At 31.6% G+C, this 25,106-nt stretch carries 26 protein-coding genes and 3 tRNA genes; 5 read left to right on the top strand and 24 right to left on the bottom strand.

Translation table 11 applies throughout. The annotated features are described in order from the left end of the window. Positions 1-932: 932 nt before the first annotated feature. From FVE77_RS00965 to FVE77_RS00955, 3 genes are all read right to left on the bottom strand, one after another. Complete coding sequence (locus FVE77_RS00965) at positions 933-1,244, bottom strand: hypothetical protein (RefSeq protein ID WP_026745146.1); 312 nt, start codon at positions 1,242-1,244, stop codon at positions 933-935. 48 nt (positions 1,245-1,292) lie between these two features. Then, positions 1,293-3,122, bottom strand: a complete 1,830-nt coding sequence (glmS, locus tag FVE77_RS00960; RefSeq protein WP_026745145.1) for a glutamine--fructose-6-phosphate transaminase (isomerizing) — start codon at positions 3,120-3,122, stop codon at positions 1,293-1,295. A 349-nt stretch (positions 3,123-3,471) separates the two neighbouring features. Beyond that, positions 3,472-3,948, bottom strand: a complete 477-nt coding sequence (locus tag FVE77_RS00955) for a thioredoxin family protein (protein WP_026745144.1) — start codon at positions 3,946-3,948, stop codon at positions 3,472-3,474. Between the two features lie 132 nt (positions 3,949-4,080). On the opposite strand from FVE77_RS00955, the gene FVE77_RS00950 reads away from it, so the two are divergent. From FVE77_RS00950 to FVE77_RS00935, 4 genes are all read left to right on the top strand, one after another. Continuing rightward, complete coding sequence (locus tag FVE77_RS00950) at positions 4,081-4,887, top strand: Cof-type HAD-IIB family hydrolase (RefSeq protein WP_026745143.1); 807 nt, start codon at positions 4,081-4,083, stop codon at positions 4,885-4,887. Between the two features lie 42 nt (positions 4,888-4,929). After that, on the top strand, positions 4,930-5,292 hold the full coding sequence (locus tag FVE77_RS00945) for a response regulator (RefSeq protein ID WP_026745142.1): 363 nt from the start codon (positions 4,930-4,932) through the stop codon (positions 5,290-5,292). Positions 5,293-5,409: 117 nt separating this feature from the next. Further along, positions 5,410-6,222: an HAD family hydrolase gene (locus FVE77_RS00940; RefSeq protein WP_026745141.1), complete on the top strand. Its 813-nt coding sequence runs from the start codon at positions 5,410-5,412 to the stop codon at positions 6,220-6,222. A 28-nt stretch (positions 6,223-6,250) separates the two neighbouring features. Further along, positions 6,251-7,075 carry a Cof-type HAD-IIB family hydrolase gene (locus FVE77_RS00935; protein ID WP_026745140.1) on the top strand — a complete coding sequence of 275 codons (825 nt, stop codon included), beginning with the start codon at positions 6,251-6,253 and terminating at the stop codon, positions 7,073-7,075. A gap of 169 nt (positions 7,076-7,244) precedes the next feature. On the opposite strand, the gene tsaD is transcribed toward FVE77_RS00935, so the two are convergent. From tsaD to FVE77_RS00855, 18 genes are all read right to left on the bottom strand, one after another. Then, complete coding sequence (tsaD, locus tag FVE77_RS00930) at positions 7,245-8,267, bottom strand: tRNA (adenosine(37)-N6)-threonylcarbamoyltransferase complex transferase subunit TsaD (RefSeq protein WP_026745139.1); 1,023 nt, start codon at positions 8,265-8,267, stop codon at positions 7,245-7,247. Between the two features lie 47 nt (positions 8,268-8,314). Next, on the bottom strand, positions 8,315-9,358 hold the full coding sequence (locus FVE77_RS00925) for a glycosyltransferase family 9 protein (RefSeq protein WP_026745138.1): 1,044 nt from the start codon (positions 9,356-9,358) through the stop codon (positions 8,315-8,317). A 306-nt stretch (positions 9,359-9,664) separates the two neighbouring features. Further along, positions 9,665-9,952, bottom strand: coding sequence for a putative quinol monooxygenase (locus FVE77_RS00920; protein ID WP_026745137.1), 288 nt, complete (start codon positions 9,950-9,952; stop codon positions 9,665-9,667). A gap of 90 nt (positions 9,953-10,042) precedes the next feature. Beyond that, a tRNA-Met gene (locus FVE77_RS00915) sits at positions 10,043-10,119 on the bottom strand. A 3-nt stretch (positions 10,120-10,122) separates the two neighbouring features. After that, positions 10,123-10,199: transfer RNA gene (locus FVE77_RS00910), tRNA-Met, on the bottom strand. A 22-nt stretch (positions 10,200-10,221) separates the two neighbouring features. Further along, positions 10,222-10,309 (bottom strand) — tRNA-Leu (locus tag FVE77_RS00905). 266 nt (positions 10,310-10,575) lie between these two features. Further along, positions 10,576-11,124 (bottom strand): GerMN domain-containing protein, encoded by a 549-nt coding sequence (locus tag FVE77_RS00900; RefSeq protein WP_026745136.1) that lies wholly within the window; start codon positions 11,122-11,124, stop codon positions 10,576-10,578. A 125-nt stretch (positions 11,125-11,249) separates the two neighbouring features. Beyond that, positions 11,250-12,383, bottom strand: a complete 1,134-nt coding sequence (locus FVE77_RS00895; RefSeq protein ID WP_026745135.1) for an N-acetylmuramoyl-L-alanine amidase family protein — start codon at positions 12,381-12,383, stop codon at positions 11,250-11,252. A gap of 43 nt (positions 12,384-12,426) precedes the next feature. Continuing rightward, positions 12,427-12,693, bottom strand: a complete 267-nt coding sequence (yajC, locus tag FVE77_RS00890; RefSeq protein WP_026745134.1) for a preprotein translocase subunit YajC — start codon at positions 12,691-12,693, stop codon at positions 12,427-12,429. Between the two features lie 406 nt (positions 12,694-13,099). Next, positions 13,100-13,300, bottom strand: a complete 201-nt coding sequence (locus tag FVE77_RS00885) for a hypothetical protein (RefSeq protein ID WP_026745133.1) — start codon at positions 13,298-13,300, stop codon at positions 13,100-13,102. Positions 13,301-13,309: 9 nt separating this feature from the next. Next, the gene (locus FVE77_RS12410) at positions 13,310-13,480 is read right to left on the bottom strand and encodes a hypothetical protein (protein WP_154669744.1); all 171 of its coding nucleotides are present in this window, start codon (positions 13,478-13,480) and stop codon (positions 13,310-13,312) included. A gap of 77 nt (positions 13,481-13,557) precedes the next feature. Further along, a complete protein-coding gene (locus FVE77_RS00880; RefSeq protein ID WP_051254430.1) occupies positions 13,558-14,442 on the bottom strand; it encodes an Imm49 family immunity protein in 885 nt (294 codons plus the stop codon). 18 nt (positions 14,443-14,460) lie between these two features. Then, positions 14,461-14,601, bottom strand: coding sequence for a hypothetical protein (locus tag FVE77_RS12405; protein WP_154669743.1), 141 nt, complete (start codon positions 14,599-14,601; stop codon positions 14,461-14,463). Between the two features lie 32 nt (positions 14,602-14,633). Continuing rightward, positions 14,634-15,359, bottom strand: a complete 726-nt coding sequence (locus FVE77_RS00875; protein WP_026745132.1) for a hypothetical protein — start codon at positions 15,357-15,359, stop codon at positions 14,634-14,636. A gap of 22 nt (positions 15,360-15,381) precedes the next feature. After that, complete coding sequence (locus tag FVE77_RS12795; RefSeq protein WP_232052938.1) at positions 15,382-16,716, bottom strand: hypothetical protein; 1,335 nt, start codon at positions 16,714-16,716, stop codon at positions 15,382-15,384. Between the two features lie 261 nt (positions 16,717-16,977). Beyond that, positions 16,978-17,655 carry a hypothetical protein gene (locus FVE77_RS00865; RefSeq protein ID WP_146967787.1) on the bottom strand — a complete coding sequence of 226 codons (678 nt, stop codon included), beginning with the start codon at positions 17,653-17,655 and terminating at the stop codon, positions 16,978-16,980. 13 nt (positions 17,656-17,668) lie between these two features. Beyond that, positions 17,669-17,986, bottom strand: a complete 318-nt coding sequence (locus FVE77_RS00860; protein WP_146967785.1) for a hypothetical protein — start codon at positions 17,984-17,986, stop codon at positions 17,669-17,671. A gap of 300 nt (positions 17,987-18,286) precedes the next feature. Continuing rightward, positions 18,287-19,489: a phosphoglycerate kinase gene (locus FVE77_RS00855; protein ID WP_026745381.1), complete on the bottom strand. Its 1,203-nt coding sequence runs from the start codon at positions 19,487-19,489 to the stop codon at positions 18,287-18,289. Between the two features lie 469 nt (positions 19,490-19,958). Here FVE77_RS00855 and FVE77_RS00850 point away from each other — a divergent pair, with 469 nt between their 5' ends. Continuing rightward, the gene (locus tag FVE77_RS00850) at positions 19,959-21,488 is read left to right on the top strand and encodes a UDP-N-acetylmuramoyl-L-alanyl-D-glutamate--2,6-diaminopimelate ligase (RefSeq protein WP_026745382.1); all 1,530 of its coding nucleotides are present in this window, start codon (positions 19,959-19,961) and stop codon (positions 21,486-21,488) included. Between the two features lie 183 nt (positions 21,489-21,671). Here FVE77_RS00850 and FVE77_RS00845 read toward each other — a convergent pair whose 3' ends face one another. The 3 genes from FVE77_RS00845 to FVE77_RS00835 all read right to left on the bottom strand — a co-directional run bounded on the left by FVE77_RS00845 (position 21,672) and on the right by FVE77_RS00835 (position 25,036). Continuing rightward, complete coding sequence (locus FVE77_RS00845) at positions 21,672-22,337, bottom strand: methyltransferase (RefSeq protein ID WP_026745383.1); 666 nt, start codon at positions 22,335-22,337, stop codon at positions 21,672-21,674. Positions 22,338-22,504: 167 nt separating this feature from the next. Then, positions 22,505-24,331, bottom strand: coding sequence for a peptidylprolyl isomerase (locus FVE77_RS00840; protein WP_026745384.1), 1,827 nt, complete (start codon positions 24,329-24,331; stop codon positions 22,505-22,507). A 114-nt stretch (positions 24,332-24,445) separates the two neighbouring features. Then, positions 24,446-25,036 (bottom strand): GNAT family N-acetyltransferase, encoded by a 591-nt coding sequence (locus FVE77_RS00835; RefSeq protein WP_026745385.1) that lies wholly within the window; start codon positions 25,034-25,036, stop codon positions 24,446-24,448. Positions 25,037-25,106 lie beyond the last annotated feature (70 nt).

Raw genomic sequence — 25,106 nt, 5'->3', positions numbered from 1 at the left:
AAAACTTCCTTTCCAAAATCGCAGGCCTTTCTTCCAATTCCTGCTACATTTCTCTTTTACTCCTCTTCAATCCCCGCTTCCACATCCTTTTTCCAAAACACCATACCATTTTTACAATATTACTGTAATTTATTTCTCTTTTTCGCTTATCTTCTTAAGAGCCTCTTTTACATCAACTAACAAATATTTCTTTTGTTCTATTGTTTCTTTTCCCCTAAATCTATCACCTAATTTATTCTTAGTTAATTATACCAAATTTCATAAAAAATAACAAAATATTTTAAAAATTTTATGGAATAAAGTATTTAACTCATTTTATTTATAAATAAAAAAACAACCTTATACAAAAGTTGTTGTTTTTAACAAATAGTTCACTCCTTGTTTTAATGGATACTCTATTTTAACATTTAGATTTAGAGTCATTCGTGGTTAAACAGCTCTTGTTTCAATCCTTGTTTTAATGGATACTCTATTTTAACCATTTAAAGATTGTTATAAAAAAGTATCGGGGGGATTGTTTCAATCCTTGTTTTAATGGATACTCTATTTTAACCATGTATGCTTCTATAATAAGTAATAGAGATGAAACAGTTTCAATCCTTGTTTTAATGGATATTCTACTTTAACCCGTACTTTTGAGAGAACCCTTTATTTATCGGTATTACAGAAATTTTTTCAGACATTAAAATCGCATTTTTTTGCTTAATTTTTGTTATTTTTTGATGTTTTTTTAGCATTTTCCGTAACTCCTAGCCTGCATTTTTAGTGGCTTTAAATAGATTTTTCTCTAGTTTTATTATTTTTGGTAGTGGCAGGAATTTTTACCACCAATTTATTTTACCACATTTTTTTGATTTTTCAAAATTTTTTTTAAAAAAGGAGTACCAAAACTGATACTCCAGCTAACCTTTTTTATTGCATTTTTGTTTTTACTATTTTTTGAACATTCCAGTAACTTTATCTGCTAATCCCTTAGCTCCTTCTACTGTTTTGTCTACTGCTTCTTCAGCGCCTTTTTTCACATCTTGTACAATTTTATTATTTGCAGCTTTATCTGCTAAATCTTTTGCACCTTCCACAGTTTTACCTAGAACATCTTCTGTTCCTTTTTTAATATTCTGAGCAACTTCGCTTCCTGCAATTTCCTTTGTTTTGTCTGCAGCCTTGTCAGCTAAGTCTTTTGCTCCGTCTACTGTTTTTTTAAGGGCATCTTCTGCTCCTTTTTTCAAATCATCAAAATTCATAATCTTTTCCTCCATTTTATTATTATTTATAATTATTAAATAATTATCTTATTCTACAGTTACTGATTTTGCCAAGTTTCTTGGCTTATCAACATCATTTCCCTTTAATTTTGATAAATAATATGCCAATAGCTGATGAATTACAATTGTAGGGAATCCTGCATAATCATCTTCCACATCTGGAATATAGAATACTTCATCAGCCACTTCTTCTACAACTGTGTTTCCTTCTTTTGCAATTGCGATAACGTAAGCTCCTCTTGAGGTAACTTCTTTTATATTTGATACAGATTTTTCAAACAAGTCAGATTGTGTAACGTTTACAACAACTGGCACTCCATCTGTAATAAGTGCAATTGTACCATGTTTCAATTCTCCTGAAGCAAAAGCCTCTGAATGAATATACGAAATTTCCTTAGATTTTAACGCACCTTCCACAGCGATTACATAATCCAGTCCACGTCCAAGATAAAACATGCTTTCGCTATCTTTAATCTTGTTTGCAACATCTTTTATTTTTTCATCATATTCCAGCATTTTTTGGATGCTTTGTTCCACTTCATACAGTTTTTTAATATCTGAAACTACTTCATCTTTTGTAATTTTTCCAAATTTATATGCAAAGTCTATTGCCATCAAGTTTAAAATTACCATTTGAGTAGTGTATGCCTTTGTAGAAGCAACGGCAATTTCAGGTCCTGCCCAAGTGTAAATAACGTGATCCGCTTCCCTTGCTATCGAAGAGCCAACTACATTTGTAATTGCGACTACCCTTGCTCCATGTCTTTTTGCCTCTTTCATAGCCTCAAGCGTGTCTAAAGTTTCTCCAGACTGACTTAATACAATAACCAATGCCTTATCGTCAATCACAGGGTTTCTATATCTAAATTCTGACGCAATGTCAACATCTACACGTATTCTTGTTTTTTTCTCAATAATATGCTTTCCAGCAAGCCCAGCGTGGTAAGCAGTTCCGCAAGCTACAATATAAATATCATTGATTCCATTCAAATATTCCCTTGTAAGCCCTGCATCATCAAAATTAATGTTATAATTTTCATCAACTCTGCTGTTTAAAGTTTTTACAAGCACTTCTGGCTGTTCAAAAATTTCTTTTTCCATAAAATACTCATAACCACCTTTAGAAGCAGCTTCCAAATCCCACTCAATATGAGTTATGTCTCTCTTTATCTCGTTTCCTTCTACATCCATAATTTTTACAGAATCTTTTTTTATTTCCACAATTTCATTATTTTCAATCAAGTATACATCCCTAGTATATTTTAAAATTGCAGGAATATCTGACGCAATAAAGTTTTCTCCATCTCCAAGCCCTACAATAAGCGGACTTTCCTTTCTCGCTGCAATAATTCTGTCAGGCTCGTTTACAGACATAATCCCCAGTGCATACGCACCTTTTATAACTTTTAACAATTTCTTTACTGTTTCAAGCAAGTCTCCTGTATAAAGTTCATCTAGCAAATGTGCCACAACTTCTGTATCAGTTTCTGATTTAAACTCATACCCTTTTGCAACTAAATCTTTTTTTATTTCCAGATAATTTTCAATGATTCCGTTGTGAACAACAACTAATGTTTTATCCTTGTTAAAATGAGGGTGTGAATTTTCATCAGATGGCTTACCATGAGTTGCCCATCTTGTATGCCCTATCGCAACTGTCCCTGAAAGTGGATTTTTTTTCAGCTCATCAGCCAAATTTTGCAATTTCCCAACTTTTTTCACAATCTCAAATTTCTCATTTCCAGTATTAACAGCAATCCCAGCCGAATCATAACCTCTGTACTCTAATTTTTCCAATCCGTCAATAACAAATTCCTGAGCATTTTTCGCTCCAATGTAACCTACAATTCCACACATAATTTTTCTCCTTCATAATATAAAATTACTAGAAAATGTTACTATAATACCTTTGTAACTCCAATTACTCAGAATTTTTGTATATTATTAAGGTTGTAACCACCTAAAGAGCATCCGCCGATTATTTCGATAACTCTTTCCCTCGTCTCCTTTATCCATAATTTTATCCTAATTATTTTTAAAGGGCTGGCGCTTTTTAACTTTTATTCCCTAGTCAAATGATTATATCAAATTTTTTATATTTTTTCAATATGCTTATTTGACAACTTAATTTACAAGTTTATCTCTAAGTATTCAGCCGATTAATTTTCTGAATACTTAAAGAATACAACTTGCTGTTATTAATACTTTATAAAGAAGTCAAGTAGTCAACCAGTTCTTTTTCAATTTCTGCATTAAACTTTCCAATTCTGAAATTGTACTTAATGTCTTCAAAATTTTCTGGATTTTTATCCATTTCCTTTCTTACTACATCCGGAAATTCATTCCAAAAAGTATTATATTTTCCATCAACATACGAAATTAATGTAGGTATTTTTATTCTTTCATCTGTATCTGGAAAAAATTCTTTGGCAGTTTCCCTTGAACGGTAGTCAATTTTTATTTTATTGTTCAAGTCGCTGAATTTTTTTAGGAAAGGGACAGTTGCACGGCAATCTGGACAGTAAACTTGTGCTACAGCGATAATTGTAATATCCTTGTCTATACTTTTTATAGCCTTTTCAGTTTCTTCTGATAAAGAAATTTTTTCTATAATTCTTAGCTGCTTTTCATCTTCCTGAGCTTCAGTAACTTCAAATTTTAAATAATCTTCAAATGTTCCCATTATTTTCACCTCACAAATTTTATTTTCTCTAAATATTGTATCACTAATAGGCAAGTTTTGGCAAGTTTAAAAAAATTTTAATTCAAATTTTTTAGGGAATGTGTTAAAATCAATGTAGGAGGAAATTTTATTATGTATAAAGCTGTTGTAAGTGATCTGGATGGGACGCTTTTAAATGAAGAGCATAAGGTTAGTCCATTTACGAAAGAAACAATTGAATTATTGCTGAAAAAAGGAATAAAATTTTATATTGCGACTGGACGGGGTTATGTTGGAGCAAAGGAAATAATGGACGAAATTGGATTGAAGATTCCTTTGATTACATCAAACGGTGCCAGAATTGTAGATGAAAATGGAGCAGAAATTTACGTCAACAATATTGAGCAGAAATATGTAGATAAAATTTTTTCGATTGACTATAAATCATTTGACAATGGAATAATTTTAAATGGATTCTCAGGCAATCATTGGTACGTAACAGAAGATGCCAGAGATTATTTTTATACACAAAAGCCAAATAGAAAGCAATATCCAGAGCAGATTGAGTGGAAAGAGTTTAAAAAACTTGCTTTTACAAAAATATTTTTTCTAGGCGAACACGAAAAATTGCTGGAAATTGAAAAGGAAGTCAGAAAAGTTACGAATGGAGAAGTCAATATCGTATTTGTAAATGAAAAAAGTCTGGAAATTTTTTCAAAAGATTGCGATAAGGCTGCAGCTGCAGAGTTTTTACTATTAAGAGAGGGACTTGCATTAAAAGATGCTGTTTCATTTGGAGATGGATTTAACGATTATGATTTAATAACTCAGACTAGACTTGGATTTGCAATGAAAAACTCAATTTACAGATTGCTTGAAAAATTAACAGATACTGAAATTATCGAAAGTAATGCTGAAGATGGAATGGCTAAAAAAGTAAGGGAATTATTTAATATTTAATAAAATTATTTAAAGAAATAAAATAGAAAGTGAAGGGAAATAATGAGTAAAATTGCATTGGTTGTAGATGATACACCATTTATTAGAGAGGATATAAAGGATATTCTGGAAGATCAAGGGTACGAAGTATACGAGGCAAATGATGGCTTGGAAGCTGTGGAAATGTATAAAAAGATAAATCCTGCAATTGTAACAATGGATATAAATATGCCAAGAATGCATGGATTAAAAGCCACACAAGTAATTACAGACTTTGACAAGGATGCCAAAATTATGATTTGCAGCACAATGGTTATGTTCCCAAATTATATGAAAATGGGAAAAGAAGCTGGAGCAAAGGCATTCTTATCAAAACCTTTTGATGAACAGGAATTTATGAATGAATTTTCAAAATTATTTTTGTAGTTTGTTTTTTGTCTTTATAAATTTTTTAAATATAATGATTTTTTATTTGTTTTAGTATTTATAGAAAATAGTTTAGTAAGATAAAATATGTAAACTTAGAAAAGGAGAAAAAATCAAATGTTTAAGGCTGTTGTAACTGATTTGGACGGAACACTTTTAAATGCAGAGCATAAAGTAAGTGAATTTACTAGGAAAACAGTAAAACTGCTGTTAAAAAAAGGAATAAAGTTTTATATTGCAACTGGAAGAAATTATTTAGGAGCAAAGGAGGCTATGGACGAGCTTGATGTACAAGTCCCTTTGATTACTTCACATGGATCTGTTGCTTTTGATGAAAACGGAAATGAGATTTTTTCAAATAAACTAAAAAGAGAATATTTGGATAAAGTTCTGAATATTGATTATAAGTCATTTGGGAAAGATATTATTATAACTGGATATGCCGGACCAAACTGGTTTGTTACAGAAAATTTGAGGGAATATTTTTATAACAAGAAGCCTGACAGAACTAGATACCCTCAGCAGATTACTTCTGAAGAATTTAAAAAACAAGACTTTACAAAAATCTTTTTCCTTGGAGAAGATCATGACGAATTACTGGAACTGGAAAATGAAATAAAAAGAGTAATTGGTGAGGAAAATATAAGTCTTTTGTTTGCAAATGAAGGAAGTCTAGAGGTTTTTCCTGCAGATTGTAACAAAGCCAAAGCGGCAGAAGTGCTGCTGGAAAGAGATGGATTGACATTGAAGGATGCTGTTTCATTTGGGGACGGACTGAATGACTATGACTTGATAACTCAAACAGGGCTTGGATTTGCAATGGAAAATTCGATTTATTTATTGCTTGAAAAATTGACAGATACTGAAGTTATTGACAGCAATGCAAATGACGGGATGGCAAAAAAAGTAAGAGAATTATTTGATTTATAAAAATAAAGCAACAAGAAAGGAAAAGTTTATGTATAAAGCAGTTATCAGTGATTTGGACGGAACTTTGCTAAGCAGAGGTCATCACGTTACTAAATTCACTAAAAATGTAATAAAAAAAATAATAAAAAACGGAATAAAGTTTTATATTGCCTCAGGCAGAAGTTTTGATCAAATTGGATACGTAACTGAGCAGCTTGAAGTGAAAATTCCTATTATAGCGGCAAATGGGGCAAGGATTTTTGATGAAGATGGAAATATGATTTATGAAAAAGGATTATCAAGCAAAGCAGCAAAAGCAATATTAGGGCTGGATTACGAAAACATCGCTGAAGGTTCGCATCTAAACATTTTTTCAGGGAATGACTGGATTATTACAAAGGGAACGGCTCAAAAAGTGTATGACAGGATTTCGAGAGATGTAAAAGTTGACTTTAAGGAAGTTCCAAAAGATGAATTAGAAAACTTGGATATATTAAAAATATTTTACATTGGAGACCATGAACAGCTTACCAACTTGGAAAAAGCTATCTTGAAAATAACAGACGATGTAAATGTCATCTTTGTCAGTGATTACTGCATGGAAATTATGGCAAAAGGTGCAAACAAAGGAGCAGCGGCAAAATTCCTGCTAGAAAGGGAAGGCTTGGAATTAAAGGATGCGGTAGCCTTTGGAGATGGAGAAAATGACTTTGAAATGCTTACAATGGTTGGAAAAGGCTTTGCAATGGGAAATTCTATTGACAGGCTAAAAAAACTGCTGCCAAAAGATTTTGAATTCGTTGGAGAAAATACGGAAGACGGGGAAGCTGTGAAATTGCAGGAACTGTTTTTGGAAAGAGCGAAAAATATTTAATTTTCCCGGAAGAAGAGTAAAATTAGTGTTAAAATAGTCTTTGTTTGACAAAAAAGTTCTAAATAAATTTTGAAATAATCGTTATTATAATAAATAGTAGCGATTATTTTTTTATTATTGTGGCACAACCAAAACAATATTTCCTATTGATTATGCCATTAGTGTTTTTCTAATTTTTAGTAGAAATCGCATCCACATCATACTGTTTTCCCAGCTCAATTTGAGAATTATTCTTCAAGTCATAATAAGCCGCAACACCTATCATAGCCGCATTATCAGTGCAATATTCCATTTTTGGAAAATGAACTTCTATTTGATTGCCTTCATTAGTTTGAATATTTTTAAATTCTGAAAATTTTTCACGAAGCCGTCTGTTGGCAGAAACGCCTCCTGCAACAAGTATCGTTTTCACATCCTTTTCCTTCACAGCCATAAATATTTTATCATATAAGACATTTACAATAATTTCCTGAAGAGATTTTGCAATATCTTCTTTTGAAATAGGATTACCTTTCATCTTTTGATTATTTACATAATTAGTTATAAAAGTCTTTATTCCACTAAAACTGAAGTTGTAGCCGTCAACTTTTGGTTTTTTTATTTTTAAAATATCTTCTCCATTTACTGATAGTCTATCAATGTGTGGCCCTCCTGGATATTCTAATCCCAATATTCTTGCAATTTTATCATAAGTTTCTCCAACGGCATCGTCCAATGTTTCACCAAGCAAATCAGTAATTATTTTTTCATTTTCTTTGTAAATATAATACAAGTTTGTATGTCCGCCTGATACAACTAGTGATATTGCAGGTAATTTTACATCGTTATCAATAAAACTTGAGAAAATATGTCCATTAATGTGATTTACTGGAAGTAGTGGAATGTTGTTGGCGTAACTCAAGGATTTTGCGAACATTAAGCCTACAAGCAGGGAACCGATAAGTCCAGGAGTGTTTGTCACAGCGATGTAATCAATATCACTTAATTCACAGTTTGCTTTTTCCAGAGCTTCGGTAAATACTGGTAAAATATTTTCAATGTGATGCCGTGAGGCAATTTCAGGAACTACCCCTCCAAATTCCTTATGAATATCAATCTGAGTGGAAATAATATTGCTTAAAATCCTTTTTCCATCTTCTACAACTGCAACGGAAGTTTCATCACAGGATGTTTCAAATGCAAGTATCTTCATAGTTTTCTCTCTTTCTTCTTTTCGTTTTTCATTTTTTTCTTTAATTTTTAATTGTCATATTCCTTAACAATTTTGTCAAATACAGTTTCTACCAAAATTCCCGTCATACAATCTGCATATTTCTTAGGAAATTTGTCATCTCCATAAAGTGAATGCGACGGACAGTTTGGATTATTTAGCAAAAATGTACTTTTTTCAAAGGAAAATAATTTTGGATCAGTTGGTCCAAAAAATACAAAAGTTTTGGCTTTTACGGCTCTTGCTATATGAAAAGGTCCTGAATCATTTACAACAGCTATTTTTGAATATTTTAATAATATTCCACTTTCCTTAAAAGAAATTTTTCCGCACAAATCAATCACTCGTCCATCTCCATGAACTTTTACAACATTCGCGTCTTCTTTTCCGCCAATCACAAAAATTCTCAAATTTTCATTATTTTTTACAAATTTACTTTCATTTTCGAGAATCTTTTTTGCCAGTTCATCATAATAAGGCCATTTTTTCGTAAATTTAGAGGCTCCAGGAGCCAGCACAAAATAACTTTCATCTTTCAAATCATATTTTTGTACAAATTCTTCTTCCATTTCTTTATCAATATAAAATTCCAGATTATCTCCAAATCCATTTTTCATATTTTTATTAGAAAAACTTATTCCCAATTTTTTTAACGCCATAAAATAACTCTCAACAATTGTGCAATCTGCATTATATGTAATAAGTTTCGCTTTTACAAGTATAGTTTTCCACCATTTTCTCTTTTTATATCGGCAATACTGAGTATTCTTGTTTGCAAGGCTTTTTCCAATAATTCTGGAAAGAAATTTGGAATGTAAATCAATAACGTAGTCATAATTCTCTATTTTCAGTTTATTTACAATATCTTTTATATAGTTTCTATCCTTGCTTTTCTTTTTCTCAAAAATTACCAAATTTCTAATTTCAGGATTCAATGAAATTGCCTCAGAAAAAGTATTATAAACTATAAAATCTATTACAGCCTCTGGATATTTCTCCTTAATTGCCCTTATCGCTGGAGTTGTAAGAACCACATCTCCAAATGAACTAAATCTTATTATTAATATTTTCATATTTTTCCTTTTCTAAATAAATCTGGCATTTCACTCAGTTCCTTTAATAAAAGCAAATGCAAAATTTGAGTAAAATAGCCGTATATTTTAAGTTTGATTTTGCTTTATTCATATTTTATAATTTAAACCTGCTATTAGTCAAGCATTTTTCGTTATATGCCCGAATCTATTTTAATATCAAACCAATAAAATCAAGTAATGTTCGGATTTGAGCAGCATAGTCGTAACTTTTAAGTTCGATTTTAAAGTACATTATTATAAAACAAAAAAAATGCAGTCAATAAACTAACTACATTTCAATAACTTTTAAACTAATCTGCTAAATGTCTGAATAACTGGAGCATTTTCACACATTTCTACTAATAATGGTACAATTCTAGTAAAATGCCCGCTTGCATTATGCTTTTCAATAGCTTCGTTAGACTTCCATTCTTCAACAAATACCAAATGGTTTTCCTTTTCTGTATTTTGCTGCAAATGATAGGAAACACATCCCTCTTCTGCACGGCTTTCCTTTATAAGTTCATTACAAAGTTTGATAAAATCAGACAATTTATCATTTTTCACTTCAAAACTTGCTAATATATGAATCATAAACTGCTCCTCTCTAAAATTTTTTATTAAAGACATTATTTATAAAAAAAAATACCTACAATAATCGTAAGTATGACTTAATTAATATAGTGGTGCCTAGAAGAAGATTCGAACTTCCGACCCTACGGGTATGAACCGTATGCTCTAGCCAACTGAGCTATCTAGGCATTTGGTGGCGGGAGCTGGATTTGAACCAACGACCTTCGGGTTATGAGCCCGACGAGCTACCATACTGCTCTATCCCGCGACAATGAAAGTTTGTTGTTAAGTGGTGCCTCGGGCCGGACTTGAACCGGCACGGGATAAATTCCCACAGGATTTTAAGTCCTGTGCGTCTACCGATTTCGCCACCAAGGCTTATTTTACTTAAAAAGTAAACTTACAAATAACATTATATAGTATTTTTCCTTATTTGTCAACCTTTTTTTTCAGAATACTCTTTTTAGTCTAAAAAACAAGAATTGCTAAGCTCCTTTCCTAATTTTCACTTATCTACATTGGTACTTAAAGTAATTTTAATCTATTGGTTTATTGCTGTCATAAAATGAAAAAGCTATTCTAACACCTAGATTATTACTGGATATTAGAATAGCTTTTTTTTTATTAACTCTTTAACTGGTGGATTATTTTGTATTTGTCTCCCCGTCTATCTGAATTATTACACTTTGAATATTTGGAAAGTTCTTTAATATTGTATTTGTCACAGCCTGAGAAAATCCGTTAAACAATTCGGTATCTTTTTTTAGGTTGGCAAATGGCGCATTTAACTTCACAACTGTTGTATTTACATTATCAATTCTAAGATTGTATGCGCTTCTAAATTTCATGTCTTCCGTAATATAGTTGGAATTTCTTATAATTCCATTTATAAAGTCACCTTCTATAAGGTTCATTTGCCGTGGGACTGTAATTTCCCTTTCATTAACTGTCTTTGCAGCAGGATCATACACAAAGATGGAAATTTTATTCTGAGCTTCTTCTTCTTGTGTCGTTTCCTGCACCAGGTTTTTATCCACCTCTACATGAATCTTGCTCCTATGCCTTCTGTCATAACGATTTACAAGAACAACTGCTACTGTTCCAAAAAAAAGCAATGTTACAAAAAGATTTTTTCGAAAGTTACTTTTTTTCTTTTTAGTTTTTTCCTCATTTAAATTTTCTTGTTTTTGCATAAATTTCTCCTAATTTGGATAATATACTTTAATCTCCTACATTTTAACTGATAAAATTAAATAACATTTGAGATTAAATAAAATAAATCGAAACTTTTTAGTTTGATTTTAAAATATTTTATAAATTATCTAAAAAATTTTCTTATTGCATCACCAATAGTGCTTGCCGCTCTTTCCTGTCCTTCTGGTGTCAAGTAGTGTGATAAATCAGAATAATTATTCATAAATCCTAATTCTACAAGTATTGATGGTGAGTTACTTCCACGAAGCACTGCAAAGTTTGCTCCAAAAACTCCTCTTCTTCTAAGCCCTGTTAAATTTATAAGTCCATCCAATACAGATTCTGCTATAGCTTGACTTGTCTTTTGATTTTTTCTATAAAAAATATCATTTAAAATAAAGTCTGAAAATGGCACATCTCCATAGCTTCCATCAACTTTATTTTCAAATTTGGCTACTTGTGCGGCATAACTTCCTTGATCCTTTTTACTGAAGTAAAATACTTCTGTTCCGTTTGCTGATGAGCTTGAACTTGAATTTAAGTGAATACTTATAAAGAAATCTGCATTTGCGTCATTTCCAATTTTAGCTCTTGTATCCAATGGTACAAAGAAATCTGAATCTCTTGTCATTATAACGTTATAATCTCGTCTTAAATTGTTAGCCAGTCTTGTTGCTACCTGTAATGCTATATCTTTTTCGTTATATCCATTTCCTCTTGCTCCTGAATCATGTCCACCATGTCCTGGATCGACAACTATCGTGTATTTTCTGTTTCCTCTTGAAGCTGGTGTTCTTTGAGGCTGAGATGGTGTCTGTGCCTGCTGTCTTGTATTTGAATTGTAATATCCTGACTGTCTTTGCGGCTCCTGTGAGTAGCTGTTTTGCGTTGCTGCTCTTCCTCCGCTGAGCGTTACCTCAAATTCTCCATTTCCGCTTGCAACTTGATAAGTAACAGACGGTTTCAAATAAACATATACAACAACCATTCCATTATTTTTCACTGTATATATTCTGCTTATATACTGGTCATTCCTAGTTATGTACGTAGGCACTCCTAGCCCTATTTCACTATCTGGAAAGCTCAACATCAATATTTCCTCTGCACCTACCTTTGTAACTGACGCATTTGGCTTAATCTGCCCTTGTTCCCTAAATGTCCCTATAACTTTTCCGTTATTATACGATACATTTTCCAAAGTTTCAGAAAATGTAACTGCACTTACAAAAAATAACAGAAATAACAATACTCTTTTCATTTTTTTCCTCCTATTTCTTTATTATAAATATCTAATACTAATTTTATTTTTTTTCATTTCTGTCTATTGCAGATTTTAGAACTGTCATTCTTGCATTCTTATCTATCTTCATTTCCACAGTTTCCGTAAAAATATTTACGATTGTTCCTTGTATTCCTCCAACCGTCGTTATTTTATCTCCGACTTTCAAGCTTTCTAGCAGTTCAGCTTTCTGTCTTTTTTTCTTTTTGTTTGCAAAATATGTTGGTAAAATTAATATTGCCATGAATGCTACATAAATTAATATTACCCCAATTGTGTTTTTATCCATTTTTATTCCGTATAATTTAACTTATACTTTCCTCCTTCTATAATTTTAAAATCAATTTTAATTATAGCATAATTTAAGTTTTGTTTCAATTTTTAAAATAATTATTTTTTAGTTTTTTATATGAATGTATTTTTTCAACAATTTTAATTTTAAAGTAAAAAATTAAGTAATATTTATTTCATTGTATTTCCAATCTATATAGTTATCAAACAAATCTATTTTCCAAAAAAATCACGACATTCTGTATTAAATTCATTAAGTTCCATAGCTTCTAACGCTTTTATTTTTCTTCGGTTTTTAATAATATCTTCGTATTTTTTCGTATTGTTTTTGTTTTTTGATTAATGTATTTTATCACTTTCTTAGCCGTTTCCTCACCCATTTCTTCCCAGCATACCTCATTGTGTTATATTAATAAAGCATATATCTTCCAAACTATCCCCCATATACTTACCAAAATCAGCATTGGAATAATCCTTCCCATCTGACTGAATACTAACAGGTGTATTGTCATCCTTATATTTCTCAGCAAAGTATTCATTTGAAGCTCTTCCTGTACTCTCAAGTCCTTTCTCATCAGTTCCAGTCTTTCTTTGTCTGCCTTCAACTTTTCCTATTATGTGGCTTCCTTCTGAATATTTGCCACATTGTTGCAGATAAATGTTCCGCCCTGAGCCTGTGTTCCCTGATAAGTTATGTTGTTTACATTGCTATAGGTAATGCTTGAATTTTCATCCATTGGCTTCAATGCAGTTACGGCTGCACCTTCAGTATGGGAACACTCCACCTTTTTCTAATTTCATATTATCAGGTCTAACAGAACCTTTAGTTCCATCTTACAAAAAATCTAAGTGAGTAAATTAATTAATATATATTCCAGCTGTTTTTCCATTCCTTCCATTCTTTCGGTGTTACTATTGCCAAATCAAAATCTTTCATAAAATCATACGGATCTTCGTAACTTTCTAGCGGTGTGTTGTCTATTAATTCTTTTGGTGCCACTTCATGGTCTATTTCTAAATCTATTCCATGATATAATGCTATTTTGGCATATATTATAACATATACATGCAAGTAAAATTCATAATTTGGATTGTTATCATTTGAAAATTTTCTTGCCACTTTCTGTTCCATCATCCCGTCTATCGCTTTTTTCATTCCATCAATATCTTTATCTGCCAAAGCACTTAAAAATTCATAATGCAATTCTCCATATTTATAATAACTGTCTTTCAATGGCTTTTCCAAATATGCAGTACATCTTTTTTTGACTTCTTCAAAATCTCCTCTTATTGCATGAAGAATTACACGAATTAAGAAAAATGTTCCATAATCATTTTTTAAATATCCATATTTATTTTTTTCACTATCGTAATCATCAGGCATTATCATATCTATATTATTTTTGAAAAATGTTATAAAATCTGGATTATTAGACATAAACATTTCAAACATTTGAGTTGGGTGAGTAACAAGCATACTTGACCTACTGGTTGATAGTATTCTCAATTTCCCACCTATATAACAATTTAATCTGTGTTTTTTTATATTTTTTTCTATTAATAAATTTATTGAAGAGAATTTATTATAATAATTAGATAAAGTTTGCATACAAGCAAATTGATTCCCTTTTTTATTTTCTATATACTCCAATTCATCTTTATCAAAATTTTCTTCTTTTCCTAAAAAACTTGAAATTAAACTAATTCCTTTTTCGTATTTTTTCTCTCCTGCTAATATGTTCTTCATAGTTTTTTCCTCTCTTAATTATTTTTTTATATTAGTAATTTTTGTTGGAATAAATATTAATTCCCCTGTTTTTTTATCTACTCCAACTAATCCAATATTTATTTTCCCATTATCTATTGCTTCATCAACTGCTTTTTTTACTGGATTATTTTTGTCCAAGATTTTTGCTACACTCCAATTCTGATATTAAGTTAATTTAGTCCTAATAACGGCTTAAACGTATTGTTCATTTCCACAAATTCTTCATAAGTAATATCCGCCTTGTCATTAAAGATAATATATATACCCTTTTCAAGTAACAGAACTTCCTTCGCTTTTCCCTTAAGTCTTTCCAATAACTTTTCCTTTGGTACTTTTATTAGCTTATTATAACTTTCTTCATTGAAATACATCACCGGAGATAATGTAAATAATACATCTTCCAACATTCCTATATTACAATTTTTCTCCTTCAGTTTTAAAAATTCAGGATTTATACTTTCTCCATAAGTTCTTGTTTCTGGAGTTCTTCCTTCCTCATAAGCACCATTATAAGCTACATATAAATCAGCAACATAAGGATCAAAAACATTTATAACCTTTGGAAGATCATCATATATTATTTTCTTATAGTCTATCAACTTGTATGTTATTTTAAAATCATACTTCAGAGAATCCCATCTTTCTTTCTCTGAACTTTCATCTCTCCATATATAATCTCCTGATATCGAAACTCCTTTTGTTTTAGAATTTTTTGTACGATAATGCGCTCTTATTTCTACACCGAAATCCGGTACTTCTGGAATCTCACTATCTTTCAATCCTAAAGGTGCTTCCAGTTCTGACAGTCCTTTCATAACTTTCTTATGTCTTTCTTCTATTGATTCATTTTTATTGATTTTTCTATACATTCTAATGCTTCTTTCTTTATTTTGCATAAATTTAAATATCCTTTCAACTTTATTTTTCTGGTCTAATCCTGATTTCATCTATTATATTTTGATATTCTGGATTTATATCCAACCAGTCAGTAAATTTGGTCTTTGCCTCTTCCTTTGGAAATTCATATATCACTTTAATTTCTGGGTTTTGAAGTTTAGCTTTTTTTATTCTTTCAAATGTATTTTTGTAGCCTTCCATTGCTTCTGGTATCCAATAAGGAATATTTCTTTTCGCATCAATCAGATAAGTTTTACCATCCCTTACTTCAATTCCATCAAATTTTATGAAATTCATTCCTCTATGGTTAGTATTGTCATATCTTAAAGCCGGAATTACATTTTTCGGTCCATCTGGAGTCTGTTGCATCATACTTCCCGCTGTTCCCCACTGAAATTCTTGTGCTTTAGGCTTTCCTACAGGGGTTTCAAATGTATACTCAACTCCTCTGTTAGGAGTAGCATCACTTCCTCTTCCTAATTGGTTAAGCTCACTTTCAGTATAGACTTTTCTTCCATTATAATATAAATCATTATTGCTTTTAACTGAATTATTTTTCCCACCATTTGAACCGCTATTATCTTGAACCTTGTAGTCATAGTTTTGGGTATTGTTATTTCTATGAATATTTTCCCTGTTTGCAAATGGTGGCACTTTATTTGAAGCCTTTCCTCCGCCATAATTTTCAAGATAACTTTTATTTCCTGAAGTTCTTCCCATTCCACCTTTTGCTATATCGTCAATTATGTATGCTAGCGGTATATCTGATGTATGCTTTTCTATTGTTATAGTAGTGTTTCCATCTATTTTTTTGATGATTTCAACATTCTTACCTTTTGAACCAGTTATTTCTATATTTGTTGTTATTTTTTCAGTAATTGACGGTTTATAAGGAGCTTTGTATTCTATAGCAGGAGTTTTTAAATTTTTAGCCACATTTCCTGCTGTCTGTGCAATTCTTTCAACATTTCTTGTATGGACTGTAACTTCTGTTGTGCCGGAAGTTGTATTATGTGGCAGTCTCCTAGATACACTTTTTGAAGGTTTTGTCACATTTTCAGGAACTCGGAATACTCCATCAGCTCCCTCTTCAAGAATTATTGCTTCCTGTATTGCGGCTCTGCTTTCTGCGGCTGTCATCTGTGTGACAGGATTTTTAGATTTAGTAGGGATAATTTTTTTTACGGGTATCTTAGAAGTTACATGTCCTACTGCCATATCTATAGGTGTTGAAACTAATAAATTTTCAGTCTTTTGACGTCGGTTAACTTCTTCTGATGTACCATACTGTACCTCTTCAGGAGTATATCTGTCCGCAAAATCTCCTAAAAAACTTCCTAGCCCCAATGTATACATACCGTATATATTACCTATACCCTCAAGTCTCTTTTTAATTCCTTTTATTGGATGCTGTATTTACTCCTACTCCCATTCCTTTGGAACTGCTTCTGTAGGAGTTATGAAGTTCCACAACTTCCGTCATTATATTTTCACTACGGTTGTATACAATAATAGCATCCTTTGCATATGTTTCAAATTATAATAAAGAGAAGTTAAAAAATAAATCTTAACTTCTCCATTTTATTTTCTACAAATTGTTCTCTTTTATTTCAAAAATTATTTTTTCAATAATTTCTCCATTTTCCAGGCCAATAGTGATTTATATTCTACTTCCTTAATATGTTTTTCTAAACTTTCTTCTCCTTCTTTTAATTTTTCTTCTAATTCATCTACTTCTTTTAATATGTCTTTATAAAAGTCATATGTCTTTTTTTCATCTGGAAGATTATTATATTCTTCTCTTACTTTATCAATATTCTCCTGTATTTTTGAATATTTTTTAAACTTTGCAAAAGTAGTAGCTCTAAATAAATATTTATAAATGTCAGGCCAAAAATACTTTCTATCATTTTCTACTACTTCTTCAAAAAAAACATCTAAATCTTCATATTTTTTAAACCAAGGGATTATTTTGTTTTTTATTTCTTCTAAAATACTTTTCATCCCTTTTTCCATCTTTTCTTCTCCGTCCAAATCTACAAATTCTGTCTCACTACCATTTCCTATAGTATCTTTCATTATGTAACTATATATCGGTATTATTGCATACTCTACTCTTAACTCATGATAATATCTGAAAAAACCTATATATTCAAATAACCCTATTTTATTTAATTTGCAAAATCGTCCTGTTCCTTTCTTTTTATATCCAAAATCTTTCATTGGTTTATTAAAAATTTCTTTAAAGTATTTCTTATAAAGTTCATTATATTCTTTTGTTGTTAATTCTTCCATTTTTTCTTCCTTTCTATTTCCATATTGTTATATCTGATTTTTTTATTGTTCCATTAGATTTATCTATTATCTTCTGGATTATTTCTTTTTCTTGTACAGCTGTAATTCCTTGACCTCTTGCATCAATCACAATATTTTGTTTTGTAACAGTCAGCGGAAGATTCTTTCTTCTTTGTTCCACTTGTTTAACTATTGTATTAGCCATATTGTCATAGTTCTGCAGTTTATAGTTTTTCATTTCAAAACTCTCAACAGGAATATTGTTTTTTAATTTCATATTATCCGGTCTAACAGAACCTTTAGTTCCATATTCTGCTGGATCATTTTTCAAGTAACTTTTTTGTGATAATATTTCAACATTTGCAGAACGTGTTTTTAGTTGTACTCCTTTTTGATTAGCCTCTTTTTCAAATTTTTTTCTATCGTTTTCATTATCATAAATTGCAATATTAATTGTTATAGAATTTTATTGCTATTTTTTTAATAGAGTTCAGTATCAATTAAAATACAATTAAATAAAAATGACTATCTCAAAAAATCGATTCCGAGACAGTCATTTCGTGATTAAAATGAAAAAATTATTTTTAGTCAACTAAATTAATTTAGTCAATTAAGTTAGTTATTAAAGTTATTATTTTTCTGAAATTGCATCTACTCCTGGCAATACTTTTCCTTCCAAGTATTCAAGCGATGCTCCTCCTCCAGTTGAGATATGCGAGAATTTGTCAGCAAATCCTAATTGGATAGCCGCCGCTGCTGAATCTCCACCACCGATGATTGTTTTAGCTCCAGATAATTCTGCAATTGCTTTACATACACCGATTGTCCCTTTTGCGAAGTTTTCCATTTCAAATACTCCCATTGGTCCGTTCCATACTACTGTTTTTGCACCAACTAGAGCGTCTGAGAATAATTTGATAGATGCTTCTCCTATATCTAATCCCATCCATCCGTCTTCAATGGCGTCTACAGAAACTGTTTTAAATTCTGTATCATTTTTAAATTCTTTTGCTACAACTGTATCAATTGGTAATAACAATTCAACATTTTTTTCTTTTGCTTTTTTGATTAATGAAGCGGCTAATTCCACTTTGTCAGCTTCTAATAATGAAGAACCTGTGTTTTTACCTTCAGCTTTTAAGAAAGTAAACATCATTCCTCCACCGATAATCACTTTATCAGCTTTATCCAATAAATTTTCGATTACACCAATTTTATCAGAAACTTTTGCCCCTCCTAAAATTGCTACCAATGGTCTTTCAGGATTATCAACTGCTCCACCAATGAATTCGATTTCTTTTTCTACAAGGAATCCTACTGCTGATTCTTTGATGTTTGAAGCAATTCCCACATTTGAAGCGTGAGCTCTGTGCGCTGTTCCGAATGCGTCATTTACAAATACATCTCCAAGTGATGCCCAGTATTTTCCTAATTCAGGATCATTTTTAGATTCTTTTTTACCATCCAAGTCTTCAAATCTAGTATTTTCAAACATTAAGATTTCTCCATCTTTTAACTCAGCAACTGCTGTCTCTAATGCTGCTCCTCTTGTTTCAGGCACGAATTTAACTGGTTTTCCTAGAACTTCTTCCAATCTTTTTGCAACTGGCGCTAAAGTTTTTGATGCTTTATCAGCTTCTTCTTTTACTTTTCCTAAGTGAGAGAATGCGATTACTTTTCCACCATTTTCCAAAATATATTTCAAAGTTGGAAGCGCAGCTGTAATTCTATTGTCATTCGTAATAACTCCATCTTTTATCGGTACGTTAAAATCAACTCTTACCAATACTTTTTTACCTTTTACATCCAAGTCTTTTAAAGTTTTTTTAGCCATGTAGTTATATCCTCCTAAAATTTATTCATAATATCATTTCTTCCTATTTGAATTATACCACTCTTTAAACTGATTTTCAAGTTATTTAACACACAAAGATTAAAGAAAATTTTCATGCTCAAAATATTTACTATAACCAAGTTTTTAATGAGTATTTTTATATAATTAAATTGTACAAATCTTAGATATTCCTTTTACAGTAGATTTTTTTCGGCTAAAATGATAAAATATACCTATAAATAAATTTGAGAATACTCAACCGCTTTAAAATCGAACTGTTAAAAAACGGAATACATCTACTGCCTAAGGGAAAAACAGTGTAGTTTTTTAAGTTTGGCTTCAAAGCGGCTTTTGTATGTCTAAAACTTTTTCATTCTTAGTATTCAAGTAGAATAAACATAGTATAAAATTCTATTCAGAAAATAATTATGACATGCAATGAAAATTTTTAAAAAGAGGAGAGCAGGAAATGTATAAAATATTTGAAGATGTAGAGTACAAAACGCTTAAAGAGGGAAAAAGTTTTGTGATAAAGGGCATCGAATATGATTCACGTAAAATTGAAAAAGATTTTGTATTCGTAGCGATGACAGGAAGCACCGTAGATGGGCATGACTTTATTCAAAAAGCCATTGATGGCGGCGCAAAAATGATTATTTCCGAAAAAAATATTGACACAGGGCAGTACCAAAGTGCCAGCGACGTAACTTTCATACAAGTTGAAGGCATACGAAAAAAGCTCGGAATAATCGCCTCAAACTACTATGGCTATCCGCAGGATAAAATAAAAATCATCGGAATTACAGGAACAAACGGAAAAACTACATCAAGCTTCATTCTGGAAAACATTCTGGAAAAAACTGCCAGAATAGGAACAACTGGAAACCGTATACTGGATAAAGAGTTTGAAACAGTAAATACAACTCCTGAATCACTTGAGCTGATAAAACTGATTGACAAAAGTGTAAAAAGCGGAGCCGACTACTTTATAATGGAGGTAAGTTCCCATGCACTTGAAATCGGACGTGTTGACATGCTAAAATTTGATTCTGCAATTTTTACGAACTTGACACAGGATCATTTGGACTTTCATAAAACAATGGAAAACTATTTTAATGCCAAGAAAAAAATATTTTCAATGCTAAGAAACGATAAAAATCATACTGGCAGTGGAGTAATCAACATTGACGATGAATACGGAGCCAAAATTTATCTAGAAAACAACGCTAAAAACTTCATTTCCATAAGTGTAAAAAATGAAGACGCTGACATCTGGGGTGATATCCTGAACTACACAAATAACGGAATGAAAGTCAAAATAAACCTAAAAAACTATTTAGAAAAATACGGAAAAAACTTAAAAAATACAGAAAATGTATACAGATTTGAAATTGATCTAGTCGGAGAGTACAACTTGTACAATATTCTAGGGTGCATAGCTTCAGCGTTGTCATTAGGAATAGAAATGGACTTCATTGTCAAAAAGCTGGAAACTATGCCAGCAGTTCCTGGAAGATTTGAAACTATAAAAAATGATCTGGATGTACGGATTGTAGTGGATTTTGCACATACCGACGACGGTCTTCTGAATGTTGGAAAAACCTTGAAACAAATTACCGATAACCGTGTTATAACAATATTTGGCGCAGGCGGTGACAGGGATCACGAAAAACGTCCAAAAATGGCGCAAGCCGCCATAAAGTTCAGTGACTTCATCATTTTAACCTCAGATAATCCACGTACAGAAAATCCTACAAAAATTTTGGCAGATATAGAAAAAGGGCTTATAGGCGAAAAATTCCCTTTTAACAGATACCTTATCATTGCCGACAGGGAGAGGGCAATAAAATATGGAACACGAATGCTGGAAAAGGGCGACAGCCTTTTAATCGCGGGAAAAGGACACGAAACATACCAGATAATTGGAACTGAAAAAATTCATTTTGATGACAGGGAAATTGTGAAGGAAGCACTGGAAACAAAAATACAAAGGGGCTAACGCCTCTTTTTACTTTATATATTCTTTTTCCATAAAAAATAGAAATTATATTTTGTCTGTTTGCTGATAAATAGCATTAATCTCTTTCTTGTAAAAACACTTCATAGCGAATCTGCTATTTAAACCGAAAATATTATACAATCCATGTAATAAATTACTTTTTACGAATAGAATAACAATTCCCTAAAAATCAATCACAATTCCCGAATTTGCCTTGCCTCCTTTTCTCCCATGCACAATAATTAAATCTGTTTTTTTATATTTATTTATTTCAATTGAGATGATATTCATGTTATTTGCGTAAATATATCCGAATACATCATTCAGCCTGCTGTTTGGCACAATTACAAAGAACTCCCCATAATTGCTCAAAAGTCTGCGAATTTCTCTAAAAAGTTCTTCCAATGTGAGTAAAATTTCATATTTGCTAATACGCTCTGTCACATTGTCAGGCAACTTTCCAGCATTAACTTTTTTATATGGAGGATTGGAAAAAATAAATTCATATTTCCCCTCAATATTTTTTATATTTTCATTTAATGGCGTTATTTTTTGCCTCAGATTATTTATTTCTATATTTTTTTCTAATGTTTCGTACACATCCTTCTGCACCTCAACTGCAATAATCCTCTCCACCATATCAATTTCGGAAATTAATAGGCTCATTATGCCTTGTCCTGCTCCTATTTCCAAAATTACGTTTTTTCTAGTCTTTGGATTTTTATTCTTTTTACTAAAGTATTTTCTTAGAAAATTAGACAGGAGCAGGGCATCTTCTGTTATTTTCAACCCCTTTTCCTCAACTATCATTTTTTTATCGGCACTTTCTAGCATTTCAACATATCCCATTATTTTTATTCCTCCTTTAGCAAAGCAAAACAAAAACTGCCCCAAACATTTTTATATTTGAAACAGTCTTTGAAAATATATATTTATTTAAATTTTATGCAGAAGCTGAATCCTCTTTTTTCATGAACTGTAAATTTTGTTAATTTTAAATGAGCTTAAGCGTATTTTTATAAAATTTCCAGCTCCTTGTCTGCATATTCATGTGCCAGTTCCAGTCTTACACGTTCTTTTGAATTTTCAAATGTTGCCTGTGTGAACGGTATTTCTGACGTTTTTGTTATTAGATAGTATCCTGAAGTGTCATTTCTTTCAAGGATTCCGTCTTTTTTCAGTGCAAATATCTGATTCATCAGTTCATCATTTTTTCCAATTCCTGGAATGGCATCTGATTTAACCATTTTCTTAAATCTTTCCTTTACACTGAATTTATACTTATCCTGTTTTTCCACTGTGCTCCATGTAACTTTTCCGCTTTCGATTTCTGCCTTCAAATCCTGAACTTTTTTGATGATTTTTTGTTTTGAGGCTTCGGAAATAGTCGGTGTTATCAGAATATGGCTGACTTTTGCAACGTTTTCGTTATTTGCATCCTTGCTTTGAATATATATAATGTGGTATCCAAATTGAGTTTTTATAGGTCCGACAATATCTCCTGCCTTTCCGCTCTTAACTGCGTTTGCAAATTCAGGCACAAGCTGTGAAAGATCGGCTGTTTCTCCTAAACTTCCCCCATTATTAGCAGATCCCGGATCTTTTGAAAATTCTTTCGCTTTAGCTGCAAAGTTATCCTTATTTGTTGTTTTCATAATATCCTGAGCTTGCTTCTTGGCTGCTTCAAAATCTCCATCTCCTGCCTGATATTCCTCTCCTATTACATAACCGCCTATGCTGTTCGGAATATTGTAGCTGTCTTTCTTTGCATTAAATTTTGCCTGCAATGCGGCTTCATCAGGCTTATACGTATCAATAAGGTAATTATAGTATTTTTGAGAATAGTCTCTTAGCTGCTCCACGCCTGTCAGTTCAGGATCGGCTTTTATTCCTGCCGCCTTTGCCTTGTTGGAAATCTTTACAAATTTATCAAGATTTGTCTTCAATGTTGCCTTTAGGTCATTTACAGCCTTATCTGAGTATCCTTGCTGAGTCTGTGAAACAAGATTTATCAGCTGCTCGTTTACATCTTCATTTGTATATTTATAATCTCCATTTTGCGCCACAGTCGCTGTCATGCTGGCATATATTTTTTCAAAGTCCTTGTTCTTGAATACAATCTTTGTTTTCTCCTTAGCCTTTGCAATATATGACTTTAAAATCATGATATTCTTGTCCTGTGTCATATTTTCCCTAATTTGTTCCTTCACGTCTTCAAAATCCTGATTCAGGAAAGCCTGAGTATATTTATTTCTCTCGTATGCTTTTTTTATTTCCTCATCCGTAACCTTGTCACTTGAAAATATCTTTTCTCTCATTTTTTCAATTATTTTTTCATCTTTTATTGCCTTCTTAAAAGATGTTATGTTATAACCTCTGTTTCTCAGATGATCAACAAATTCTTTTCTGTTCATTTGCGACTGTTTCTGATAATTGTTAAACTCCTTGTTTATTTCAGCTCTGCTTACTTTTATCCCCAAATTATGAGCTGACGAAAGCAGCACTTCCTTATTAATCATAAGCTGTAAAACATATTCATTTATAATGTTGTCAGGAATATTCTTTATATTTTCAGCACTTACTCCAACTTGTGACAGCTGCTGTATTTTCTGCTGATTTATTTCACTAAGCTGTGCTTTAAGTCCATAGCTCTCCCTGTCAAAATCATCACGGTAGATTTTTGCCCCATTAACTGTCGCAATCACTTCCCTATGGTTCATAGCTCCAAACACGTTATTTTTCAGGAATAATATACCTGTAATAAGCATGGCTATTCCAAATATTCCTATCATAACTGCAGAAACAATCTGGATTGCCTTCTTGTGACTTCTAAATAATCCCATTATCTGTCTTCCTTTCCTTTTTCTTTAGTCATTTAAGTATTATAGCATACAATAGACTATTTTTCTATTATTTTTTAAATAAGAATCACGTAAATTTGTGAAAGAGTTCCCTTATTAAACTGACTTTAGGATTTTCCGAACTTTCTCCTCATCAATTTCTGATATTTTCTTTACTGATACAGGATTTTCAAAATGCAAATTTATTGCCTTTTCAAACCAAGTTACACCAATCCATTGTCCAAATTTATATCCAGTTTTCTCAAAAAACGCAACCCTTTTAAACTCAAAATAATTATGAAGCTTTTCACTGTTCTCGTTAGGATAAGTTACAAGTCCATAAACATTCACAATATTCTGCAACTTTAATATTTCAATCAAAATTTTATACAGTTTTTTTCCAATTCCATTTCCAGCAAACTTCCCATCGGTATAGACCGAAAGCTCAGCATCCCACTGATAGGCAGCTCTTGTCCAAATTCTATGTGCATAAGCATATCCAGCAATCTCATTTCCGCATTCACATACAATATATGGATATTCCTCCAAAGTTTCCCTAATTCTCACTTTAAATTCCTCAACAGCAGGCACTTCATACTCAAACGTGATTGTAGTATTTTCAACATATGGTTTATAAATTTTCAAAATTTTTTCTGCATCTTCTTCAGCCGCAAATCTAAAAACTAAATTCTCTTTTTTCAATTCCATCTTTTCACCTTCACATATCTGTTTTTCGTTATTATCGTAAATCTATTTAAAATTTGGTAAAATGTTACAA

The organism is Leptotrichia hofstadii (assembly GCF_007990525.1).
In the GTDB taxonomy this organism is placed as follows: domain Bacteria; phylum Fusobacteriota; class Fusobacteriia; order Fusobacteriales; family Leptotrichiaceae; genus Leptotrichia; species Leptotrichia hofstadii.
Note: the sequence above shows the minus strand (reverse complement) of the source record. Positions and strands in the feature narration are given on the sequence as shown.